At 67.8% G+C, this 16801-nt stretch carries 20 protein-coding genes and 6 pseudogenes; 16 read left to right on the top strand and 10 right to left on the bottom strand.

From position 1 onward, the window contains the following. Positions 1-345 precede the first annotated feature (345 nt). A pseudogene (locus ACIPSA_RS47125) lies at positions 346-817 on the bottom strand (NAD(P)(+) transhydrogenase (Re/Si-specific) subunit beta); the annotation flags it as partial. An 85-nt stretch (positions 818-902) separates the two neighbouring features. Then, positions 903-1049 carry a hypothetical protein gene (locus tag ACIPSA_RS47130; RefSeq protein ID WP_402647355.1) on the bottom strand — a complete coding sequence of 49 codons (147 nt, stop codon included), beginning with the start codon at positions 1047-1049 and terminating at the stop codon, positions 903-905. 249 nt (positions 1050-1298) lie between these two features. Here ACIPSA_RS47130 and ACIPSA_RS47135 point away from each other — a divergent pair, with 249 nt between their 5' ends. The 5 genes from ACIPSA_RS47135 (at position 1299) to ACIPSA_RS47155 (ending at position 4446) form a co-directional block, all read left to right on the top strand. Next, the gene (locus ACIPSA_RS47135) at positions 1299-1757 is read left to right on the top strand and encodes a hypothetical protein (RefSeq protein ID WP_402647358.1); all 459 of its coding nucleotides are present in this window, start codon (positions 1299-1301) and stop codon (positions 1755-1757) included. Between the two features lie 11 nt (positions 1758-1768). Next, the gene (locus ACIPSA_RS47140; protein ID WP_402647424.1) at positions 1769-2233 is read left to right on the top strand and encodes a MarR family winged helix-turn-helix transcriptional regulator; all 465 of its coding nucleotides are present in this window, start codon (positions 1769-1771) and stop codon (positions 2231-2233) included. Positions 2234-2499: 266 nt separating this feature from the next. Then, positions 2500-2925: a hypothetical protein gene (locus ACIPSA_RS47145; protein ID WP_402647361.1), complete on the top strand. Its 426-nt coding sequence runs from the start codon at positions 2500-2502 to the stop codon at positions 2923-2925. A 331-nt stretch (positions 2926-3256) separates the two neighbouring features. Beyond that, entirely contained in the window at positions 3257-3643 is a 387-nt protein-coding gene (locus tag ACIPSA_RS47150) for a MafI family immunity protein (RefSeq protein WP_402647364.1), read from the top strand. Between the two features lie 317 nt (positions 3644-3960). Further along, positions 3961-4446, top strand: coding sequence for a transposase (locus ACIPSA_RS47155; protein ID WP_402647367.1), 486 nt, complete (start codon positions 3961-3963; stop codon positions 4444-4446). 308 nt (positions 4447-4754) lie between these two features. Here ACIPSA_RS47155 and ACIPSA_RS47160 read toward each other — a convergent pair whose 3' ends face one another. Together ACIPSA_RS47160 and ACIPSA_RS47165 are read right to left on the bottom strand one after the other, a co-directional pair. After that, the gene (locus ACIPSA_RS47160) at positions 4755-4940 is read right to left on the bottom strand and encodes a hypothetical protein (protein ID WP_402647370.1); all 186 of its coding nucleotides are present in this window, start codon (positions 4938-4940) and stop codon (positions 4755-4757) included. A 223-nt stretch (positions 4941-5163) separates the two neighbouring features. Then, positions 5164-5765: pseudogene (locus ACIPSA_RS47165) on the bottom strand (DDE-type integrase/transposase/recombinase); the annotation flags it as partial. A 298-nt stretch (positions 5766-6063) separates the two neighbouring features. Between ACIPSA_RS47165 and ACIPSA_RS47170 the strand changes: the two are divergent. The 3 genes from ACIPSA_RS47170 to ACIPSA_RS47180 all read left to right on the top strand — a co-directional run bounded on the left by ACIPSA_RS47170 (position 6064) and on the right by ACIPSA_RS47180 (position 8343). After that, positions 6064-6933: a calcium-binding protein gene (locus ACIPSA_RS47170; protein ID WP_402647373.1), complete on the top strand. Its 870-nt coding sequence runs from the start codon at positions 6064-6066 to the stop codon at positions 6931-6933. A gap of 166 nt (positions 6934-7099) precedes the next feature. Further along, positions 7100-7948: an IS5 family transposase gene (locus ACIPSA_RS47175; protein WP_402647376.1), complete on the top strand. Its 849-nt coding sequence runs from the start codon at positions 7100-7102 to the stop codon at positions 7946-7948. Then, positions 7945-8343: a hypothetical protein gene (locus ACIPSA_RS47180; RefSeq protein WP_402647378.1), complete on the top strand. Its 399-nt coding sequence runs from the start codon at positions 7945-7947 to the stop codon at positions 8341-8343. The genes ACIPSA_RS47175 and ACIPSA_RS47180 overlap by 4 nt, the downstream gene beginning before the upstream one ends. Before the next feature lie 265 nt (positions 8344-8608). Here ACIPSA_RS47180 and ACIPSA_RS47185 read toward each other — a convergent pair. Further along, a pseudogene (locus tag ACIPSA_RS47185) lies at positions 8609-8791 on the bottom strand (MFS transporter); the annotation flags it as partial. Between ACIPSA_RS47185 and ACIPSA_RS47190 the strand changes: the two are divergent. Beyond that, positions 8763-9080 carry a hypothetical protein gene (locus ACIPSA_RS47190; RefSeq protein ID WP_402647381.1) on the top strand — a complete coding sequence of 106 codons (318 nt, stop codon included), beginning with the start codon at positions 8763-8765 and terminating at the stop codon, positions 9078-9080. The pseudogene ACIPSA_RS47185 and the gene ACIPSA_RS47190 sit on opposite strands and share 29 nt — an antisense overlap. Before the next feature lie 4 nt (positions 9081-9084). Here ACIPSA_RS47190 and ACIPSA_RS47195 read toward each other — a convergent pair whose 3' ends face one another. After that, complete coding sequence (locus tag ACIPSA_RS47195; RefSeq protein WP_402647384.1) at positions 9085-9846, bottom strand: maleylpyruvate isomerase family mycothiol-dependent enzyme; 762 nt, start codon at positions 9844-9846, stop codon at positions 9085-9087. 159 nt (positions 9847-10005) lie between these two features. On the opposite strand from ACIPSA_RS47195, the pseudogene ACIPSA_RS47200 reads away from it, so the two are divergent. Continuing rightward, a pseudogene (locus tag ACIPSA_RS47200) lies at positions 10006-10808 on the top strand (IS5 family transposase). A gap of 41 nt (positions 10809-10849) precedes the next feature. On the opposite strand, the gene ACIPSA_RS47205 reads toward ACIPSA_RS47200, so the two are convergent. From ACIPSA_RS47205 to ACIPSA_RS47215, 3 genes are all read right to left on the bottom strand, one after another. After that, on the bottom strand, positions 10850-11185 hold the full coding sequence (locus tag ACIPSA_RS47205; protein ID WP_402647387.1) for a hypothetical protein: 336 nt from the start codon (positions 11183-11185) through the stop codon (positions 10850-10852). Between the two features lie 38 nt (positions 11186-11223). After that, positions 11224-11916, bottom strand: a complete 693-nt coding sequence (locus ACIPSA_RS47210) for a DJ-1/PfpI family protein (RefSeq protein WP_402647390.1) — start codon at positions 11914-11916, stop codon at positions 11224-11226. Between the two features lie 142 nt (positions 11917-12058). After that, a complete protein-coding gene (locus ACIPSA_RS47215; protein ID WP_402647426.1) occupies positions 12059-12403 on the bottom strand; it encodes a helix-turn-helix domain-containing protein in 345 nt (114 codons plus the stop codon). Positions 12404-12499: 96 nt separating this feature from the next. On the opposite strand from ACIPSA_RS47215, the pseudogene ACIPSA_RS47220 reads away from it, so the two are divergent. The 6 genes and pseudogenes from ACIPSA_RS47220 to ACIPSA_RS47245 all read left to right on the top strand — a co-directional run. Then, positions 12500-13384, top strand: a pseudogene (locus ACIPSA_RS47220) (DNA cytosine methyltransferase); the annotation flags it as partial. Then, positions 13384-14070, top strand: a complete 687-nt coding sequence (locus tag ACIPSA_RS47225) for a DnaB-like helicase N-terminal domain-containing protein (RefSeq protein ID WP_402647393.1) — start codon at positions 13384-13386, stop codon at positions 14068-14070. The pseudogene ACIPSA_RS47220 and the gene ACIPSA_RS47225, both read left to right, overlap by 1 nt. Positions 14071-14448: 378 nt before the next feature. Continuing rightward, entirely contained in the window at positions 14449-15018 is a 570-nt protein-coding gene (locus ACIPSA_RS47230; protein ID WP_402647396.1) for a GNAT family N-acetyltransferase, read from the top strand. Between the two features lie 235 nt (positions 15019-15253). Then, positions 15254-15808, top strand: a complete 555-nt coding sequence (locus ACIPSA_RS47235; RefSeq protein ID WP_402647399.1) for a winged helix-turn-helix domain-containing protein — start codon at positions 15254-15256, stop codon at positions 15806-15808. 50 nt (positions 15809-15858) lie between these two features. Continuing rightward, positions 15859-15912: pseudogene (locus tag ACIPSA_RS47240) on the top strand (DDE endonuclease); the annotation flags it as partial. Further along, positions 15913-16071: a hypothetical protein gene (locus ACIPSA_RS47245; RefSeq protein ID WP_402647402.1), complete on the top strand. Its 159-nt coding sequence runs from the start codon at positions 15913-15915 to the stop codon at positions 16069-16071. Positions 16072-16151: 80 nt separating this feature from the next. On the opposite strand, the gene ACIPSA_RS47250 is transcribed toward ACIPSA_RS47245, so the two are convergent. Then, a partial coding sequence (locus tag ACIPSA_RS47250; protein WP_402647405.1) for a PASTA domain-containing protein occupies positions 16152-16801 on the bottom strand: 650 nt, incomplete at its 5' end.

Genomic DNA, 16801 nt, shown 5'->3' on the forward strand with positions numbered 1-16801 from the left:
GCCCCGTCAGCCCAAGAAGGCTGCAACTACGAAGCCCTGACAGCTACGGCGGGTTACTTGTTCCCTGATGTCTGGGCTGGGACTCCGGGGAGCCGAAACGATGCGACGACGAGCCATCGAGACCGCCGAGGACCTGGAAAGGCGTCGCGACAGCTGAGCGTTCTTCGGGGATGGATCGGGTGTGGTGTGACGTGGGGTGACGGAAGGACGTCGAACCTCTGGGACTCGTTCTCCGAGGGTGTGACTCTGCGGCGGGTTGTTGCACGACTCGGAGCACGAGCTGCTGACGCGGGCGTTTCCCGGGTGAGGGTCCTGGCCTCGCCGCCCGTTGCGTGCCGCGCCTTGCTACAGGTGCCGGAGGATGTCCTCGCCGCGCTCCTTGGCGTCGCCGAAGAGCATGACGGTGTTCTCGCGAAAGAGGAGCGGGTTGTGCACTCCGGCGTATCCGGTGGCCATGGACCGCTTGAAGACCACGACGTTGTCGGCCTCCCACACGCGTAGTACCGACATTCCGGCGATGGGGCTTCCCGGGTCCTCAGGGCGGGGCTGACGGTGTCGTTGGCTCCTATGACGAGGACGACCGCGAGGTGCCGGCGAGATCGTCGTTGATCTCGTCCATCTCCAGAACGATGTCGTAGGGCACCTTCGCCTCCGCCAGCAGCACGTTCACGTGTCCGGGGGGCCAGCCGGCGATGGGGTGGATGCCGAAGGTGACGTCGACGCCGCGGTCGCGGAGCTTGGCCGTGAGGTCCGCGACCGGGTACTGGGCCTGGGCTACGGCCATGCCGTAGCCCAGGACGCTCTGCGCGGGCCTCAGCCGTGCGAACCTCCCGCGCACCGGCCGCGGCCGCTGTACTCGACCCGCTCCCCCACACCACTCACAGGTGCGCTCCAGCAACTGCTCACGCATGGCCGGCATCTCTTGAGCAGGGAGCGGTTGCGCAGCGCCCTGCCCACTCGCGATGTGCGGGGGCGCCCTGCCAGTCGATCAGCTGCGGATCGTCCAGGACGTCGTCCGCGTCGGTGATGCCGGCGGCTTCGAGGAACACGACAAGACGACCAGGGCGCGGTCGCTGCAGGCGCTGCCAAGGATGTCGTCCCGGCCATGAGCGTGCACAGCGACTCTCCTGCCGCCCGTGCTGAACGGCTGGTGCACAACGGCCGGGGCGCCCCCCATGCTTTCCGGAGCCGTGTCAGAACCGCCGGTCAGTGACGTTGCGTGAGAGGCAGCAACGTGTTCGGCAGGGGAACGGCTGGATCCGGCCCGGGATGGCCTCGGCTGCGGAACCATCCGGTGGATGGACGCGGACGAGATCAGTACGCACACCTTCCCCGGCGACCGCGGGGCCATACAGGAGCGGCTGTCGCAGCACGGCGGCTACCGGATCGCCGACGCAACGTTCAAGGACGGCAGCGTGCTGCTGAATCTCGACGCCGCACCCATCGCGGCGCAGGGGTGGTCCAGCGCCGCCAGCACGGCTTACGACGTCGAGGTCGCCGCGGCCAGCTTGCTGGAGAACAGCCCGACCGGCGGATCGCAAACCAGCTCTGATCACCGGCCGAGTAGCAAACCGCTCTCGTCTGTCCGGGACGACATGGCGCAACCGCCGATCACGCCTCTCCGTCCACCACCGCGGCTCCAGCCCTGCGAACCGTGCTCCCACCATGGACCAGGCCCCCATACCATTGAGACCTTGATATCATCGACATCACTAGATGATTATGTTCGAGTAATGGTTTGCCAACTGACACGGTAAGTGAGGTGACGATGACTGCGGACCTGCCCGGCACCCTTGAGGCCGACCCCCTCCACCGGCTCGGCTTTCTGCTCGCCCAGCATGGCGCCATCGCCCACGCCCGCATGGAGCACGCCTTCAGACTGTGCGGACTGACACCCCGCCAAGGCGCGACGCTCATACTGCTGGGCGAGTCGGGACACATGAGCCAGAAGGGCGTGGCAGAGGCCCTGGAAGTGGACCCCAGCATCCTGTGCGGGATCCTGAACGATCTCGAGGCCACGCGCTTCATCGAGCGCCGGCGCGATCCGGCCGACCGGCGCCGCCACATCGTGGCACTCACCGAAGAAGGCAACCGCGTCCTGACAGAGGCCCGGGAAGCCATCACCGCCGTGGAGAAGGAGCTCTTCGCCGACTTCACCCCCGAGGAGCTCTCGACACTCCGCGAGCTCCTCATCCGGGTAAGGACGTCCAAGAGCGACGCCGTCTGCACCTGACCGACCCGCCACCAGGCAACTTGGGGCCACGGGTATTCCCGTGGCCCCTTGCCGTATTTACCCTCTTCTGGACACTCACGACATTCCGGGCAGCTTCATCCATGTGAGTCGACAGTCACACCCGTTCATTAATTGAGGTGCCTCAACGATCTGTTAGCGTCAATGCATGACGTTGCTCAGCCGTATCGGCCACGAGCCCCCACGGCGCAACGCCTCGATCGTTCGTCGCCCCCTCAACAAGTCGGGCGAAGCAAGGAGACAGAACCATGAAGAAGCTGATGACCCGCGTCGCCCTCGCAGCCGCCACCGTGACGATGACCGGCAGCGCACTCGTCGCCGCCACCGGCCCCGCTTCGGCGGCCGCCCTGCCCACAGCTCAGCACAGCACTCACCCCGGCACCGCCGTCGTCACCGTGACGGAGCCCGGCGACCTCTTCCGCATCGGTGAGGGGTGGTCCCTCTCGGACGGGCAGCGTGAATGGCACGGCGAGCAGGACCGTTCGGGCCACTCGTACTGGCGCTCCGACGACAACGGTCACCAGCTCCGCTATGACGGCAACCGCCTCTACGACTGGCACGAGGGACGGTGGACCGCCGTCGCCCAGGCGGACGAGCACACCTACGCCTTCAACCGCTGGCACTTCGAACAGCTCTGGACCGTCCGCGTCATCGAGGACCCCCGCGGTATCTGAGCCCGAGCCGGAACCGCTCGGAACACCCCACCTGGAGAACACCTTGAAGCCGTCGATCCCCACCATCAGGGCCCTTCGCCGCCTTCGTCCGGTCACGGACTCCGGTATCGGCCGGCACCGTGGACACCCTGCCGTCGAGCGCCGGACCGCCCTGACCTCGCCCGGGAACGGCCGCCACCGCCGCACCGAGGCCCTCGCCCTTCCCGCGTCCGCTTGACACGGCTTCACATGACCCGCCCCGCGAGGCCAACGCCCCGACGAGCCCCTACTGTTCACGCTCGGTGCCGCGAAGCACCGGTGCCCCCGACACGACGCGGCGGCGGCCGACCGTGTGAACAACACCGTCAACCGCGGCCTGCGAGCCGAAGGGCTGTCCCGCAAATCAGATGAGTCGACAGTCGACCGGCAAGCGGCGAAGATATGGGCGTCATCGATCCGTTCAGCTCTGGCATGGGGGCGACTGGTGAGCCTGTCGTATCGAGCGGAGGTAGAGGCTCTCCTCGTGGACTCGCCGCTCACTTCAGAGGCTGTCATCACGGACGTGCGGCATCTGCTCGCGCACGGCGAGTGGGGGTTGGCTTTCGACACCATGTGCTCGTGGATCTACGAGGACGCCTTGCTCATCACGCCGCAGTACCACGCGCGGTTGGTGGCAATGGCCGTCGAGATGGGCACCCCCAAGTCCGTTGAGCGCATGGACGAGCTGCTGATCGGCTGACATCTGCCCCTCGGCGATCTTGTAGAGGCATGATCCCTTCGTGCTTGGTGTGATCACGGCGTCAGAGCCGTCCTGGATAGTCGTCCCGGGCCCTTTCGGTCCCGCCCCGTGGCCGGGAAAAACGGGGTCGGTGCCCGTCCGGAGGACGTCGACGGTGCTTGGTGCCGAACCTTGAGCCCGCTGGATGTTCGGACGCGGGGGCCGTGCGCAGGAGTCCAGCGATGTTGCCATGAGCACGCAACGGAGCTTCTTTGAATCCTGTGGCCCCGGATGGACAGGCACCGTTCCGGTGTGCGGGACAGGGGGAAGGTGCGGACATGGACGTAGTCGAGGAACGGTGCGCGGGTGCCGACGTGAGCAAGACAGACGCCAAGGTGTGCATCCGGTTACCGGGAACCGGCAAGCGCGCTCGCTATGAGGTCCGCACATTCTCAACGATGAGCGATGGCCTGCTGCAGTTACGGGATTGGCTCGTGGACAACGAGATCACGCGGATCGGCATGGAGGCGACGGCGTCCTACTGGAAGCCGCTGTTCTACCTGCTGGAGGCGACCGAGGGCATCGAGCCATGGCTGCTGAACGCCCGGCACATCAAGACGGTCCCGGGTCGCAAGACCGACGTGAAGGACTGCGAGTGGATCCGCCGCCTGGTCGAGCATGGGCTGGTCCGGCCCGGTTTCGTGCCCCCACGCGACATCCGCCAGCTGCGGGACCTGACCAGGTACCGCCCCGAGACCACCCGCGACCGGGCCCGCGACGTGAATCGGCTCGCAATGTTCCTGGAGGACACAGGCAGTGGTTGATGGCCTGGGTCCGGGACTTGATCACAGATGCCTTGGCCAGCTTGAACAGCCGCAGCATCTCCACCGGACCGTCGCTCGTCTTCGCCGCAGCGGTAGCACGCCCGGACAGCACGGCTTCGGCTTCGGCTTCGGCTTCGGCTTCGGCGTCAACTGCGTCAGTCTTGCCGCGACGCCGACGGGCAGCCATGTCGGGCTGGTTGACCTCCGTGACCTCGATGCCTTCGGTGCGCAGGTGACAGGCCAGGGACAGCCCCGCAGGAACCGGTGCGTTCCACCCCGGCACACCGCCACCCACCGAACGAGCGGGCTCAGGCGACGAGTTGGCGATAGCCTTCTGCAGTCGCCGGGAAGCTCCGGCCGTCCAAGGTGGCGCCGAGAACGGTGATGACGGCCGCGGCGTGAACGTCCTTGTCGGTGTCCACCCCGAGCAGGATCTCCTCGGCGACGCCGGCCGGGATGTGACACGGGGCAGCGGACTGCGTGATGCTGGACAAGGTCGGCTGTCTCCTGATCGCCTCGGGTCAGTGACCGTCGCCGGGCCGGGGTGGTCAAGACTGTGACGGTGCCTGTCGCGAAGGCGCCTATTGGGACACGTCCCCTGCCCAGCGGCAGCGAGTGCCGCTCCAGGCGGTGACCGACAGATCAATGCCAAGGCATCAGCGCCAGTCGTAGCTCGGGTCAGGGCACCGCCCGGAGCGGCACCTGATCATCCTCACAGTCGCAGCTCGAGCCGACACGGCCCATACTGCGGCGGATGCCGTGCCGGCGGCAGACCTCGGCAAGGGCGGCCGAGAGGTATTGCGCGCCCCTGTCCGTATGGGCGACGACCCCGTGGACCTGGCCGCCGCGGGCGGCCACGCCCAGCTCTACCGCGTCGGTGACGAGCCGGGTGCGCATACGGTTGGCGATCGACCAGCCCACAACCCGCCCACGACCCGCCTCGAGCAGATGTCGATCACCGTGGCGAGGCAGAGCCAGGAGGATCCGACGGCTATGTAAGTGATATCCCCGCACCCGCAGGTGCCAGCCGACGATGTTGTTGACCCGCATCAGACGCGCGACGCGCTTGCGGTTGATACCCCATCCCCGCGCCCGCATCTCAGCATGAACACAAGGGGCACCATAGGCACCGCGGTGTTCGGCGTGAACCTCGCGGAACTCAGCCGTCGTACGCCTCCCCCAGCCCGGCGTTCGACACAGGCCTGGACGGTGGCCAAGTGCCGGTAGCAACCAGAGCGGGAGACACCCAGGACCCGACAGTCCCACTTGCCGCCGAAGCCGGCGCGATCACCGGAGACGAAGTCCCAGCGGCTGGTCCGGCACCTGGGAGATCTCGTAGCTGGGCGGTGCGAGGACAGCGCCGGCTCTTTCTGCCTCGTGTACTTCGACGTCGCCGATGCCGGGTCACTCGTGAAGCGGTGCCGGACCCATCTCTTGTTCGTCTATTGTCCGACTCCCGTGGCGGGGGGGCTGGTTGATTTCCCGCCCCGGCCGGGGGCAACGATCGGGCCGGTTCGGCAGTCGTAGGGAGTGACACAGATCGGTCTCCTGCGCTCGCCACCAACTGCCTTCGCACGGTGTGGTCGGCAGCAAGGCCTGTCATCCCTGGGAGGATTCATGAGCCGCTTCGCCGCACGACCTAGCGACAGACAAAGCGGCGGGCGCGACATCGCCCCGCCCATCGCCGCCGCACGTGCCCTCTGGCGCAAGCCCGTCGGTCGCGCCACAAGCCGCGGTGTCGTGGTGGGGGCCGTCGCCGTCTTGCTGGCGGGGGTCGGTGCCTCGGCCGATGCCGCGTCCGACACCGCGCCCAGCGACCCGGTGGTCGGCGGTGCCACCATCAACTCCGGACATGACGTCATCGTGGGTATCACGCACAACGTACAGTTCCCGGTCACGGTCACCGGATCGGATGACTCCGGTCTGTCTTTCGCCGATGTGGATCTGAAGGGGCCGCACGGCGGTTTCTACACCACCGATGCGTTCTGCGAGACCGCGACGGCATGCACGACGGTGTTCACCGTCAACGCCCACCCGGCTCCGGGCAGCGACGACCCGGTGGATCTGGCCAACGCCAACGCGGGAACATGGTCAGTCGACGCCTTGGTCGACGCCAACGACGGCGATTCCGTTTTTGCCCCCGGCGTGGGGTCGTTCGGCCTCAAGCGTGCCGCGCGGCTCACAGTCAACGCCTCACCGGAACCGGTGGCCAAGGGCGCTCGTATCACCGTCACCGGCAAGCTCGTGCGGGCCAACTGGGACACCTACCGGTATGCGGGATACGCGGGCCAGGCCGTGAAACTGCAGTTCCGCCCGAAGGGCAGCAACACCTACACCACGGTGGCCACGGTGAACACCAGCGGCACCGGCACCCTTCGCACCACGGTCAAGGCAGTCGAGGACGGCTACTGGCGGTGGAGCTTCACCGGCACCAACACCACCGGCCCGGCCAAGGCCACCGGCGACTACGTCGATGTGCGCCCCTGATCCGGCAAGCGCCACCATGAGCGACCGATGAGGCCTGGCCTTGGAGGGATCCGGCACGTCCTGAGTGGGCGGTTCGTGAGTCTTTGAGTGGATCCGCTGTCGCCTGATGGTGTGGCGGCGGGGCGGAATCTGCCGGTCCAGGTTGTTGATCTGGTGATGTGTCCGGGTGAGTGAACGCAAGCCGTACCCGAGTGATTTGTCGGACGAGCAATGGTCGTTGATCGAGCCGGTGATCACCGCGTGGAAGGACCGGCACCGCTCGGTCAGCGGCCACCAGGGCGCCTACGACATGCGGGAGATCGTGAACGCGATCCTCTACCAGGGGCGGACCGGCTGCCAGTGGGCCTATCTCCCGCACGACCTGCCGCAGAAGAGCGCGACCTACTACTACTTCGCCGCTTGGCGGGACGACGGGACCGACCACGTCATCCATGAACTCCTGCGCTGCCAGGTCCGGGAGAGGGCCCGACGATTAGAGGACCCGACCCTGGTGGTGCTGGACACCCAGAGTGTCCACGTCGCCGCCGGGGTCCCCGCCTCCACGAGTGGCCACGATCCGGCCAAGCGGGTGCCAGGCCGCAAGCGCGGACTGGCCGTGGACGTCCTCGGCCTGGTCATCGCAGTCGTCGTCCTCGCTGCCAACACCCACGACAACGCCGCGGGCATCGTCCTGCTGGACCAGGTCGCCGGGCACACCGGCGGAACCGTCCGCAAAGCCCTGGTCGACCAGGGCTTCAAGAACCAGGTCGTCGTGCACGGCGCCGGCCTGGGCATCGACGTCGAGATCGTCGAACGCAACCCGCAGGTCAAGGGGTTCGTACCGCAGCCGAAGCGGTGGAGGGTCGAGCAGACCTACGGGATCCTGATACTGCACCGGCGCCTGGTCCGCGACTACGAGCACCGCCCCTCCTCCTCCGCCTCCCGCGTCTACTGGGCGATGACCCACGTCATGACCCGACGCCTCACCGGCGCAAATGCTCCCACCTGGCGCGAGGCGCAGGCGGTTGCAGCATGAACATCCAGCCCCTGCTCGAAGCCCTGGACCTCCAGGAAGACGCCGCCCGAGCGCTGGCTGACGACCTCCGCGCACAGATCGACGAACTGCAGACCCAGTTACGGGAGGCCGAGACCCACCTGGAGCACCTCACGATCACCCACAAGACCGTCACCGGCCTCGCCGACCGGCTCCCGGCCGTCGCGCCGGACCTGCCCGAGCACCCGGACTACCCCCGCATCCTCACCGCCTTCAACCACACGACCGGGCCGCTACGGGCCAAGGACGTCTGCAAAGCCCTCGGCCACGAACTGCTGCCGAAGAACGTCGAAGGCACCCGCGCCAAGCTGAAACGCCTGGTCAAACTCGGGATCCTCACCGAGGCCGACACCGGCAACTTCGCCAGGAAGCAATAGCCGACAAAACCTCCACCAGCGACCTTGCTCCAACCTCAGCCAGAAACAGACATCACCTCACGAACCGCCCACTAAGAGCACCTAACAGAAACCTGGTCGTAGCCATATCCCCTTCCTGGCTGGCTCGTTGAACGAGTCATGGGGAAGGGGAACGGTCCTTCGTGGATGGCGCCGGACGACCTGTGGGGGCGGATCGAGCCGTTGCTGCCGGTCAGGCAGCGGCGTCCGCGCCATCCCGGCCGGCTGCCACTGGACGACCGTGGTTGAGGCCGACGATGACGGTGCGCTTGCGGCCCCACAGGTCGGCGATCTGGCCACCGAAGAGCAGCAGGCCACCGAAGGCCAGCGCGTAGGCGGTGATCACCCACTGGCGGTTTGCGTCGGATATGCCGAGGTCCGCCTGGGCGGAGGGGAGGGCGATGCTCAAGTGCTTCGATGCCGCCGCCAACCCCTACCTGCTGATCGGCGCCGTGCTGGCCACCGGGCTGGCCGGACTGGAGGCCGGCCACTCCCTCCCGCCCGAGACTGTCGGTGACCCCGCCGCCCTGGACACGGCCGAGCGCCTCCCGGCGAGCCTGCCGGCGGCGATCGACGCCTTCGAGAAGTCGGCAGTGCTGAGGGAGGCGCTCGGGCCCGAGCTGCACGAGGCCGTACTGGCCGTCCGCCGCGCGGAGGCGGAGCTGTTCGCGATGTTCACCGACGCGGACGTCATCGAGGCCGTCCGCTGGCGGTATTGACTGGCTACTCCTCGGGCTCCCAGGCGATCAGCTGCTCGAACACCTGCGGGTCGCCCTCGATCTTCAGGTCGCTCAGCGTGAGGCGGCCCCAGACGAAGAGGAGCAGCTGCTCGGCGGTGCCCGTGGCCGAAGCGGAGGCGGGCGCGGCGTCGTCCGTGAGGGGTGCCGGCCAGGCGCCGGTGCCGTCCAGCGCGAGGAGCCAGGAGCGGCCCTCCGTGGCGTGGTAGTGGATGGTGGCGGCCTCGTGCGGCCAGGCCGCCGGGGTGGAGTTGCAAGTGTCGAGAAACTCGGCCACGCCGTCGACCGCGACGTCCGCCGGCATCGGCTGCACGGCGCCTGCGGCGAGCTGGGCGTCGTAGGTGTGCACCAGCACCTCGTGCACCCGGCGCCGGGCAACGCCCCAGGCATTCGCCGGCGACACGCCGGCGCCCCACCACGCCCAGCACTCGCGCTCCGGGCCGGCCTCGCGCAGCGCACTCAGCAGCAGTTCGTTCGACTCGGCGTACCAGGCCAGCAGCGCCTCGAGCTCGCGCGGCACCTCCGCGGCATCCTTGGCCGGCGGAGCCTCGGCCGGGCCCGCGGCGACGATCGCGGCCCACCAGCGCTGGCCCGTACCCAGGTGCTGCACCAGATCGAACAACGTCCACTCGGGGCAGGACGGCACCGGCGCGTCAAGGCTGGGCGCGGCGGCAACCGCACTCCGGAACGCGGCCGACCGCTCGTCGATCAGTTGCAGCAGGGCGGAATACTCAAGACTCTCTGTCACATCGCTTACCTATCACCCCAGCTCAGCCGACCGCACCCTATTTTCCAGGCCGTCAGCTGCGGGAGTTAGAGCACCTAATAGGTAGCCTGGTCGTAGCCATACCCCCTTCCTGGCTGGCTCGTTGAACGAGTCATGGGGAAGGGGAACGGTCCTCCGTGGATGGCGCCGGATGACCTGTGGGGGCGGATCGAACCGTTGCTGCCGGTCAGGCAGCGGCGTCCGCGCCATCCCGGCCGGCTGCCACTGGACGACCGTGGTTGCCTGCAAGGCATCCTGTTCATGCTGCACACCGGGATCCAGTGGGAGTGGCTGCCGCAGGAGCTCGGCTTCGGGTCCGGGATGACGTGCTGGCGCCGGCTGCGGGACTGGCCCGAGGCCGGGGTGTGGGACCGGCTGCACCAGGTGCTGCTGACCGAGCTGCACCGTGCCGGGAAGCTGGACTGGTCCCGGGCGGTGATCGACGGCTCCCACCACCAGGCCCGTCGGGGCGGCCCAAAACCGGGCCGAGCCCGGTCGACCGTGCCCGGCCCGGCTCGAAGCACCACGTCATCACCGACGCAGGCGGCACCCCGCTCGCCATCACCCTGACCGGTGGCAACCGCCACGACATCACCCAACTGCTGCCCCTGCTCGACGCGATCCCGCGGATCCGCGGAGTGACCGGTCGCCCCCGTCACCGGCCGCGGCAGTTGTTCGCCGACCGGGGCTACGACTTCGACAAGTACCGTCGGCTCCTGTGGAAGCGCGGCATCAAGCCGGTCATCGCCCGACGCGGAGTTCCGCACGGCTCCGGCCTGGGCTCGGCCCGCTGGGTAGCCGAGCGAACGAACGCGTGGATCCACGGCTTCCGACGGCTACGGACCCGCTGAGAGATCCACGACGACATCCACGAGGCGTTCCTGAAGCCCGCCTGCTGTGTGATCACCTACAGGCGAGTCCAGGCATTGTGTCAGCTCCTCTAAACCGCCTGGCAGTAAGGCACTTCAGGCCAAGCGGCTGTCCCTCACCGGGCAGTACGCTTGAGTGTCACTGGGAGATCTCTGCCTCGGCGCCGGCCGGTGACCTTGGAGGCGGGGAGACGTCCGGCCTTGGACGTGCCGACGAGGGTGTCGCCGTCCATAGCAACCGTGAACGCAAGGTTCACGCGCATGGGCTTGGTGACGGCCTGCTTCCAAGTGAGTGTGTCACCGTCGAGGGCGATGTCCTGGAGGGGGACCTCCTCACCCAGGCCGTGTGCGATCCCGGTCAGCTGCCCGTCTTCGCGGCTCAGCTCGATGACGGGCCTGATTCGCCCGATGGGTGTGGCAATTGCCAGGTCCCAGGTTCCTTCGATGTCCATGAGGTAGTTGCTCCTTGCTTGTGGAGGTAGTCCGGGATTCAGAGGGCCACGGGGGCAGGACCGTGGGCGCGCCAGGTTGTGCCACGCCGCTCATGGGCGAAGAGTCCCTCGATGGCGTGGGCGATCTGCGGGCCGATCTCGCGTTCGAGCAGGTACAGGCCCAGGTCCAAGCCGGAGGTGACGCCGGCGCCGGTGATCAGGTCGCCATCATCAACCACGCGGGCGCGCACGGCGTGGACACCGGTCGCCTCCAGCATGTCCAGGCCCATGTGGTGGGTGGTGGCGTGTCGGCCCTCGATCAGTCCGGCCATCGCAAGCACCAGGGAGCCGCCGCAGACGGCGGTCATGGTGATCTGCGGGTTGTCCATGGCCGCCTTGAGAAGGGCGGGCAGTTCCGTAGTGAGCGTCCGGCCGAGCAGGATGGGGATGAACTCGTCCTGTCGCCACTCGCCTTCATCGCATGCCTCCTGGTCGGGCATCTCCCCGGTCTCGCCGACTCGGCCGGAGGCCCCGGGGACCAGTACCAGGCCGGGACGGTCCGGGGCCAGGGCGGCGGTGGCGCGCAGCGCCAGGGCACCGGTGCCGCTGATTACCTCCCGGGGGCCCTCGGCGGAGACCAGTTCCACGGTCACGGCGCCGTTGCTGGCGGAGCCGCCGGCATAGAGGACTTCGAAGGGGGCGATCACATCGAGCGGGTCGAAACCATCGAACAAGACAATCTGAACGTGCATCTGCAGGTCTCTCAGGGGGAAGGTCAGTGTCGTCAGGGGCCTAATTCCTCCCTTTACGCTAGGCCTGGAAGGTGCCTGATCCCAGTGGCGTTTGTGACACCACTCAACGGGTTCTCGCCAGCTCGCGATGGGGCCGATTCGATCAGCTGACCAACCGGATGGGTGCTGGCCGGTCCGGACATCTCGTAAGACGCAGCCTCGGGTTCCCGCGCGTGCTACGGGCAGTCGCCGCCATGGCGGCGACAGCTGCGCGCGCCTGGCCACCGACGGCCTCGGTGCCGGCGCGGCACTCAGCCCGCTGGCCTTTCAAACCTATTCTCGAGCGCGGAGGCCACCCGGAGCTCTGCGGGGAGGTTCCGACGACCCGCTTGAAGCATTCCCGAAAGGCCCTCAGGGACCCGAAGCCCACCTGGTCCGCCGCGCGATCGATGGTGTCGTCGGTGCTCTTCAGCAGGAGCTGCGCGCGACGGATCCGAGCCCGCAACAACGGCTGCGGCGGCGTCGCGCCGGTCTGGTCACGGCATCGCCTGCCGAAGAGCGCGCGCTCATCCCGGCGCGCTGGGCCGGGAGTTCGAGGGTCACCCTGAACAGGGATGGCGAGCCGGAGTGGGTCGCCATGGAGGAAGTACCGGGCGTTCTGCCACTGTGGAAACAGTACGCGGCCGTACTGCGGTCCTGGGGGTTGCTCCGTGTCGTGCGGCATCCTCACCGCCGCCGACTACGGCGTACCGCTGACCCGGCAGAAGGCGATCCTGCTCGCCTCCCAGTTCCGCCCACTCAGCCACCCCCACCACCCCACACCCAAGTGCCCGAGCCGCAATCGCTGTTCGGGCCCGGCCGCGCCCGCTGGGTCAGCATGGCCGAGACGCTCGGCTGGGGCCGGACCGACGGCCCGTGCCAGCGGCGGCCCTGGAGGCGGGCCCGAGCCGTTCCCATCCGGCTCCCGCCAGACTCTCACCCTCGCGTCCGCGGCCACAGGCAGCCCCAGCACACCGGCACTCATGCGGTACTCGAACCCCAGACGCGCGGTACGAACTGGACCGCCCGGCAAGGTACCCGTGCCGCCACTCCCACCCACAAGCCAACGCCCGCCTTCACCAGCAAGGTCACCCACTGGAAGTGGTCCTTGCGCAGCAACAATCACGCCAACGCCACCATTCGGTCGGCGACCGAGCCAGCGGGAACGCTGTTCTTCGGACACCGCTCCAACGAGTGCACCTGAATCACCGAACCCGCCGCCGCACAACCACAGAACGCCGAATCAACGGCAGTGCCGAAGCCGATCCGGATCACTGCCCGGGAAGCGGGCATTCTGCAGAGCTTTCCGGTGCCCCACCCATGGGCCGGCAACAAGGGTCAGCATTTCTCCCAGATCGGCAACGCAGCGCCTCCGCTGCTCGCCGCCCACCTCCTCGCCCCGCACCTGCATGCGCCATTCACTCCCGACGACTTCGCTCTGGATACCTGATGCCCCGCACCCGCGAGCCTGACGAGGACTACCTCGACACCATTCCGCCACCACAGCGTGTGTTCTACGCGGAGCAGGCGCTCCTCGGCGCGCTACTCCTGGAGCCGTGGCGCCTGGGCAACGTGACGGGCATCGGCCCCGAGGCGTTCTCCGCCGCCGTGCAGGCCGTCATGTTCGCCGCGATCCGCTCAGTGCTTGCTCCCGACCCTGCCCAGCACGCGGAGAAAGTATCGTGGCTCGATGCGGTGCTCAGCTCAGCGCGCAAACAGGCTCGCGGGCTGACCATCTCCTACCTCCACACAGTGATCCAAAGGTGCCCGTGGCCACACCATGCGTCCGCGTACGCGCAGATGGTGGGGGCCGATCACGCCCACCGGACACTGCGCGCCCAAGCCCATGACCTTGCTCAGACCGCGCGACCGACCCCACTCTGCCCAACGCCGTCGAGACCACGAACATGCCCGCTGGCCGCACCACCCGGAAGGGCCCATGGCGACGTCCTCGCCGTCTGGCGGGCCGGGGTCCAGCTGCCTGCCCGGGCCTGGCCCATGCGGGCCGGGACTGGGGCCATGCGGGCCGGGACTGGGGCCATGCGGGCCGCGGGTCGGTCTCCGTCGAAGGCCCGGCCCCCGCCGGAGGGCCGACGCCCGCCGAAGCCTCCGTGGAAGCCGCCATCGCCGCCATGACAGCCCTCACCAAGATGGTGGCACAATTCCTTGAAGAGCCTCAGGGCGACAGGACGCGTCACGTGGAAAGCCAAGAGGAAACGCCTCGTTCGAGGTCGTGAGAATCGCGAACGTCGCGCGACGACGCCGCTCGCCTCTCCCCCATTTTCGCCCCGGCATCGAATTCCCGCCAATGGAGTCCGGCGCGGCACCGGCTGTTTCCACCACCAACTAGAGGCCTTTACTGGTGCGGGTTGCTTCGGGTCGTGACGGGATGGTGTCCCGCCGGGTGGTGTAGGCCGTTTCTGGGGATCTGCGCAGCGGGTCTGGCATGGACGGCGCCGTAGGGTTCGACATAACCGATCGACATCCTGATCTTGATCGGGTTGGCTGACTGGCATGCCAGAGCTGCGAACCGATCGTCTTCAGCTCCGCCGGTGGCGAGAGTCCGACCTCGGACCGTGGGCGGCTATGAACGCCGATCCTGAAGTCCGAGAACACCTGGGGGAACTGCTGACGCGGGAGCAAAGCAATGCCGCGGTGGCACTCATGCAGGCCGAGTTTGACGAGCGAGGCTTTGGGTGGTGGGCGCTCGAAGCACGGGAGACTGGTGAGTTCATCGGTCGTGCCGGCTTGGACGAGGTGGGCGAGGACATGCCGTTCACGGGGGTGGATATCGGTTGGCGGTTGATGCGTTCGGCGTGGGGTCACGGTTACGCCACCGAAGCCGCCCTGGCCTGCCTGGCTTTCGGATTCGAGGCCCTCGGGCTGCCGGAAGTGGTGGCATCGACGACCGTCCACAACCTTCGTTCCCAGGCAGTGATGCGCCGGATCGGCATGACCCGGGATCCGGCCGACGACTTCGAGGATCCGAGCGTGCCCGAGGGGCCGCTTCGCCGCTGTGTGCTGTACCGGATCCCCCGCAGAGATGCTCACGGCCTACACCACGCGGCGAAGCGCGACCCATGACAGCCGCCGTGGGCCGCGCTATGCCGGGAGAATGAGGTATCCCGATAGCGGTGGATCGACGGCCGAGGCCGGGGCAAGTGACCGGGAGGTGGCCCGACGCTTCAGGGTGACTCGGATGTCGGCGAACCGCTGGCGGCGGGCGTTGGCTTCAGGGGGGCGGCAGGCCCTGGCCTCCAAGTAACCCGGCGGGGCCCGCTGCAGGCTCGAAGCGGGACAACTCCATGTGCTTGGAACGGTGTTGGATGCCGACCCGGCCGCTTCGGGCTGGTCCGACCAGTGTTGGACGTTGGCCCGGATCGCTGAGATCGTGCGCCGCCGGTTCAGCGTCGAGAACACCCTGGCCGGTCTCGACCTGCTGCTGCACCGCATCGGCTGGAGCGTGCAGGTCCCCTCCCGCAGGGCCACCGAGCGGGACGAGGCGAAGATCGCCGCCTGGAAGGACGAGCAGTGGCCCGTCATAAAAAGAGGGCGGCGGACCTGGGCGCCTGGGTCTGCTTCGAGGACGAAGCCGACCAGGGGCCTGAGGCCACCCAAGGGCCACGTCTGGGGCCGCCGGGACCGCACCCCGGTGGTACGGGTCACCGCCGCAGGCACCAAACGTGTGTCGATGGTGGCGCTGACCTGCACCAAAGCCGGCCACCGGCCCCAGGCTCATCTACCGTATTCACCTCGACCGCGGCCCCGCCAAGGGCCGTCGCAAAGGCTTCAGCGAGACCGATCTACGCCCGCCTGCTCGATGCCCCACACCAACTGCTCGGCGGCCCCATCGTCCTGGTGCGGGCCAACTTGAACACCCACATCATCCGCACCATGCACGAGCTGATCGCCGCCCGATAATGGCTGACCGTCTACCAGCTACCGCCGTACGCTCCCGAGCTCAACCCCGTCGAGGGCGTGTGGTCGCCCCAGAAGAGGTCCCTGGCCAACCTCGCCAAACACAGCCTCGACCAGCTCACCACGTTGGTGAAGACCCGGCTGAAACGCATGCAGTACCGCCCCCGCCTCATCGACAACCTCATCGCCAAGACAGGGCTCGACCTCCAACCGCCGTAACCCCATCCATTAAAGATCTCTAGTGACGCTTCGAAGATATTTGAAGGAGGCGTCAGTTCATGCCGTTGCCCCGTCTGAGATCAAGGGAACGTCACCTTCACCGCCGTGCCTCTGGGAACGGTCGCTCCTTTGGCGGGGTCTTGGCGGGAAATGGTGGCCGGAGCCACGGACGGACCCGAGTCGGGTGCCAGCTCAAGCTTCAGCGTGGTCGCTCCCAGCTTCCCGGCCGCCTGATCCCATGTGCATTTCACCAGGTCAGGAACCACTTCCCGGCCCCCGAACGCGGCACTGAGCACATCCTTACGGGCATCCTCGGCGGCCTTGCCCGAGAAGTAGAAGGCCACCGCCGACCCGACGGCCGCGGCGAGCGCTCCGATCAGTGTGCTCCGGAGGTTGGTGTCCCGTACAGCGAAGGCCACCGCGCAGAACGCCACCAGGCCGGTGACGAGTGCCATGGCGACCCAGCTGCGGACAATGCTGTCCGACGACGCCGAGCGGCTCGGCACCAGGCGCCGGGCGACGACCAGGACGATCCCGATGGCCACGACGGCTGACAGCAGGATCCACAGGAGGACCTGGACATGCCCCCACGAGATCGTCGCCGGGTCGATCGTCTGCAACCGGAGAACTCCCATTGAGATCGTTTCATCGTGAACTCGCAGGTCGTGGTACTGGTGTGAGTCCGTGATGCGGTCCTCGTGCTGGCAGGCGGAGTGATTGCCGTCGGGTG

The sequence above is a fragment of the Streptomyces sp. NPDC086549 genome, from assembly GCF_044746205.1.
Lineage (GTDB): Bacteria > Actinomycetota > Actinomycetes > Streptomycetales > Streptomycetaceae > Streptomyces.

Excerpts from the sequence above, each read along its gene's own strand:
- ACIPSA_RS47135 (WP_402647358.1), top strand. The coding sequence starts at position 1,299 with ATGGACGCGGACGAGATCAGTACGCACACCTTCCCCGGCGACCGCGGG.
- ACIPSA_RS47140 (WP_402647424.1), top strand. The coding sequence starts at position 1,769 with ATGACTGCGGACCTGCCCGGCACCCTTGAGGCCGACCCCCTCCACCGG.
- ACIPSA_RS47145 (WP_402647361.1), top strand. The coding sequence starts at position 2,500 with ATGAAGAAGCTGATGACCCGCGTCGCCCTCGCAGCCGCCACCGTGACG.
- ACIPSA_RS47155 (WP_402647367.1), top strand. The coding sequence starts at position 3,961 with ATGGACGTAGTCGAGGAACGGTGCGCGGGTGCCGACGTGAGCAAGACA.
- ACIPSA_RS47170 (WP_402647373.1), top strand. The coding sequence starts at position 6,064 with ATGAGCCGCTTCGCCGCACGACCTAGCGACAGACAAAGCGGCGGGCGC.
- ACIPSA_RS47180 (WP_402647378.1), top strand. The coding sequence starts at position 7,945 with ATGAACATCCAGCCCCTGCTCGAAGCCCTGGACCTCCAGGAAGACGCC.
- ACIPSA_RS47190 (WP_402647381.1), top strand. The coding sequence starts at position 8,763 with ATGCTCAAGTGCTTCGATGCCGCCGCCAACCCCTACCTGCTGATCGGC.
- ACIPSA_RS47205 (WP_402647387.1), bottom strand. The coding sequence starts at position 11,185 with ATGGACATCGAAGGAACCTGGGACCTGGCAATTGCCACACCCATCGGG.
- ACIPSA_RS47210 (WP_402647390.1), bottom strand. The coding sequence starts at position 11,916 with ATGCACGTTCAGATTGTCTTGTTCGATGGTTTCGACCCGCTCGATGTG.
- ACIPSA_RS47225 (WP_402647393.1), top strand. The coding sequence starts at position 13,384 with ATGCCCCGCACCCGCGAGCCTGACGAGGACTACCTCGACACCATTCCG.
- ACIPSA_RS47230 (WP_402647396.1), top strand. The coding sequence starts at position 14,449 with ATGCCAGAGCTGCGAACCGATCGTCTTCAGCTCCGCCGGTGGCGAGAG.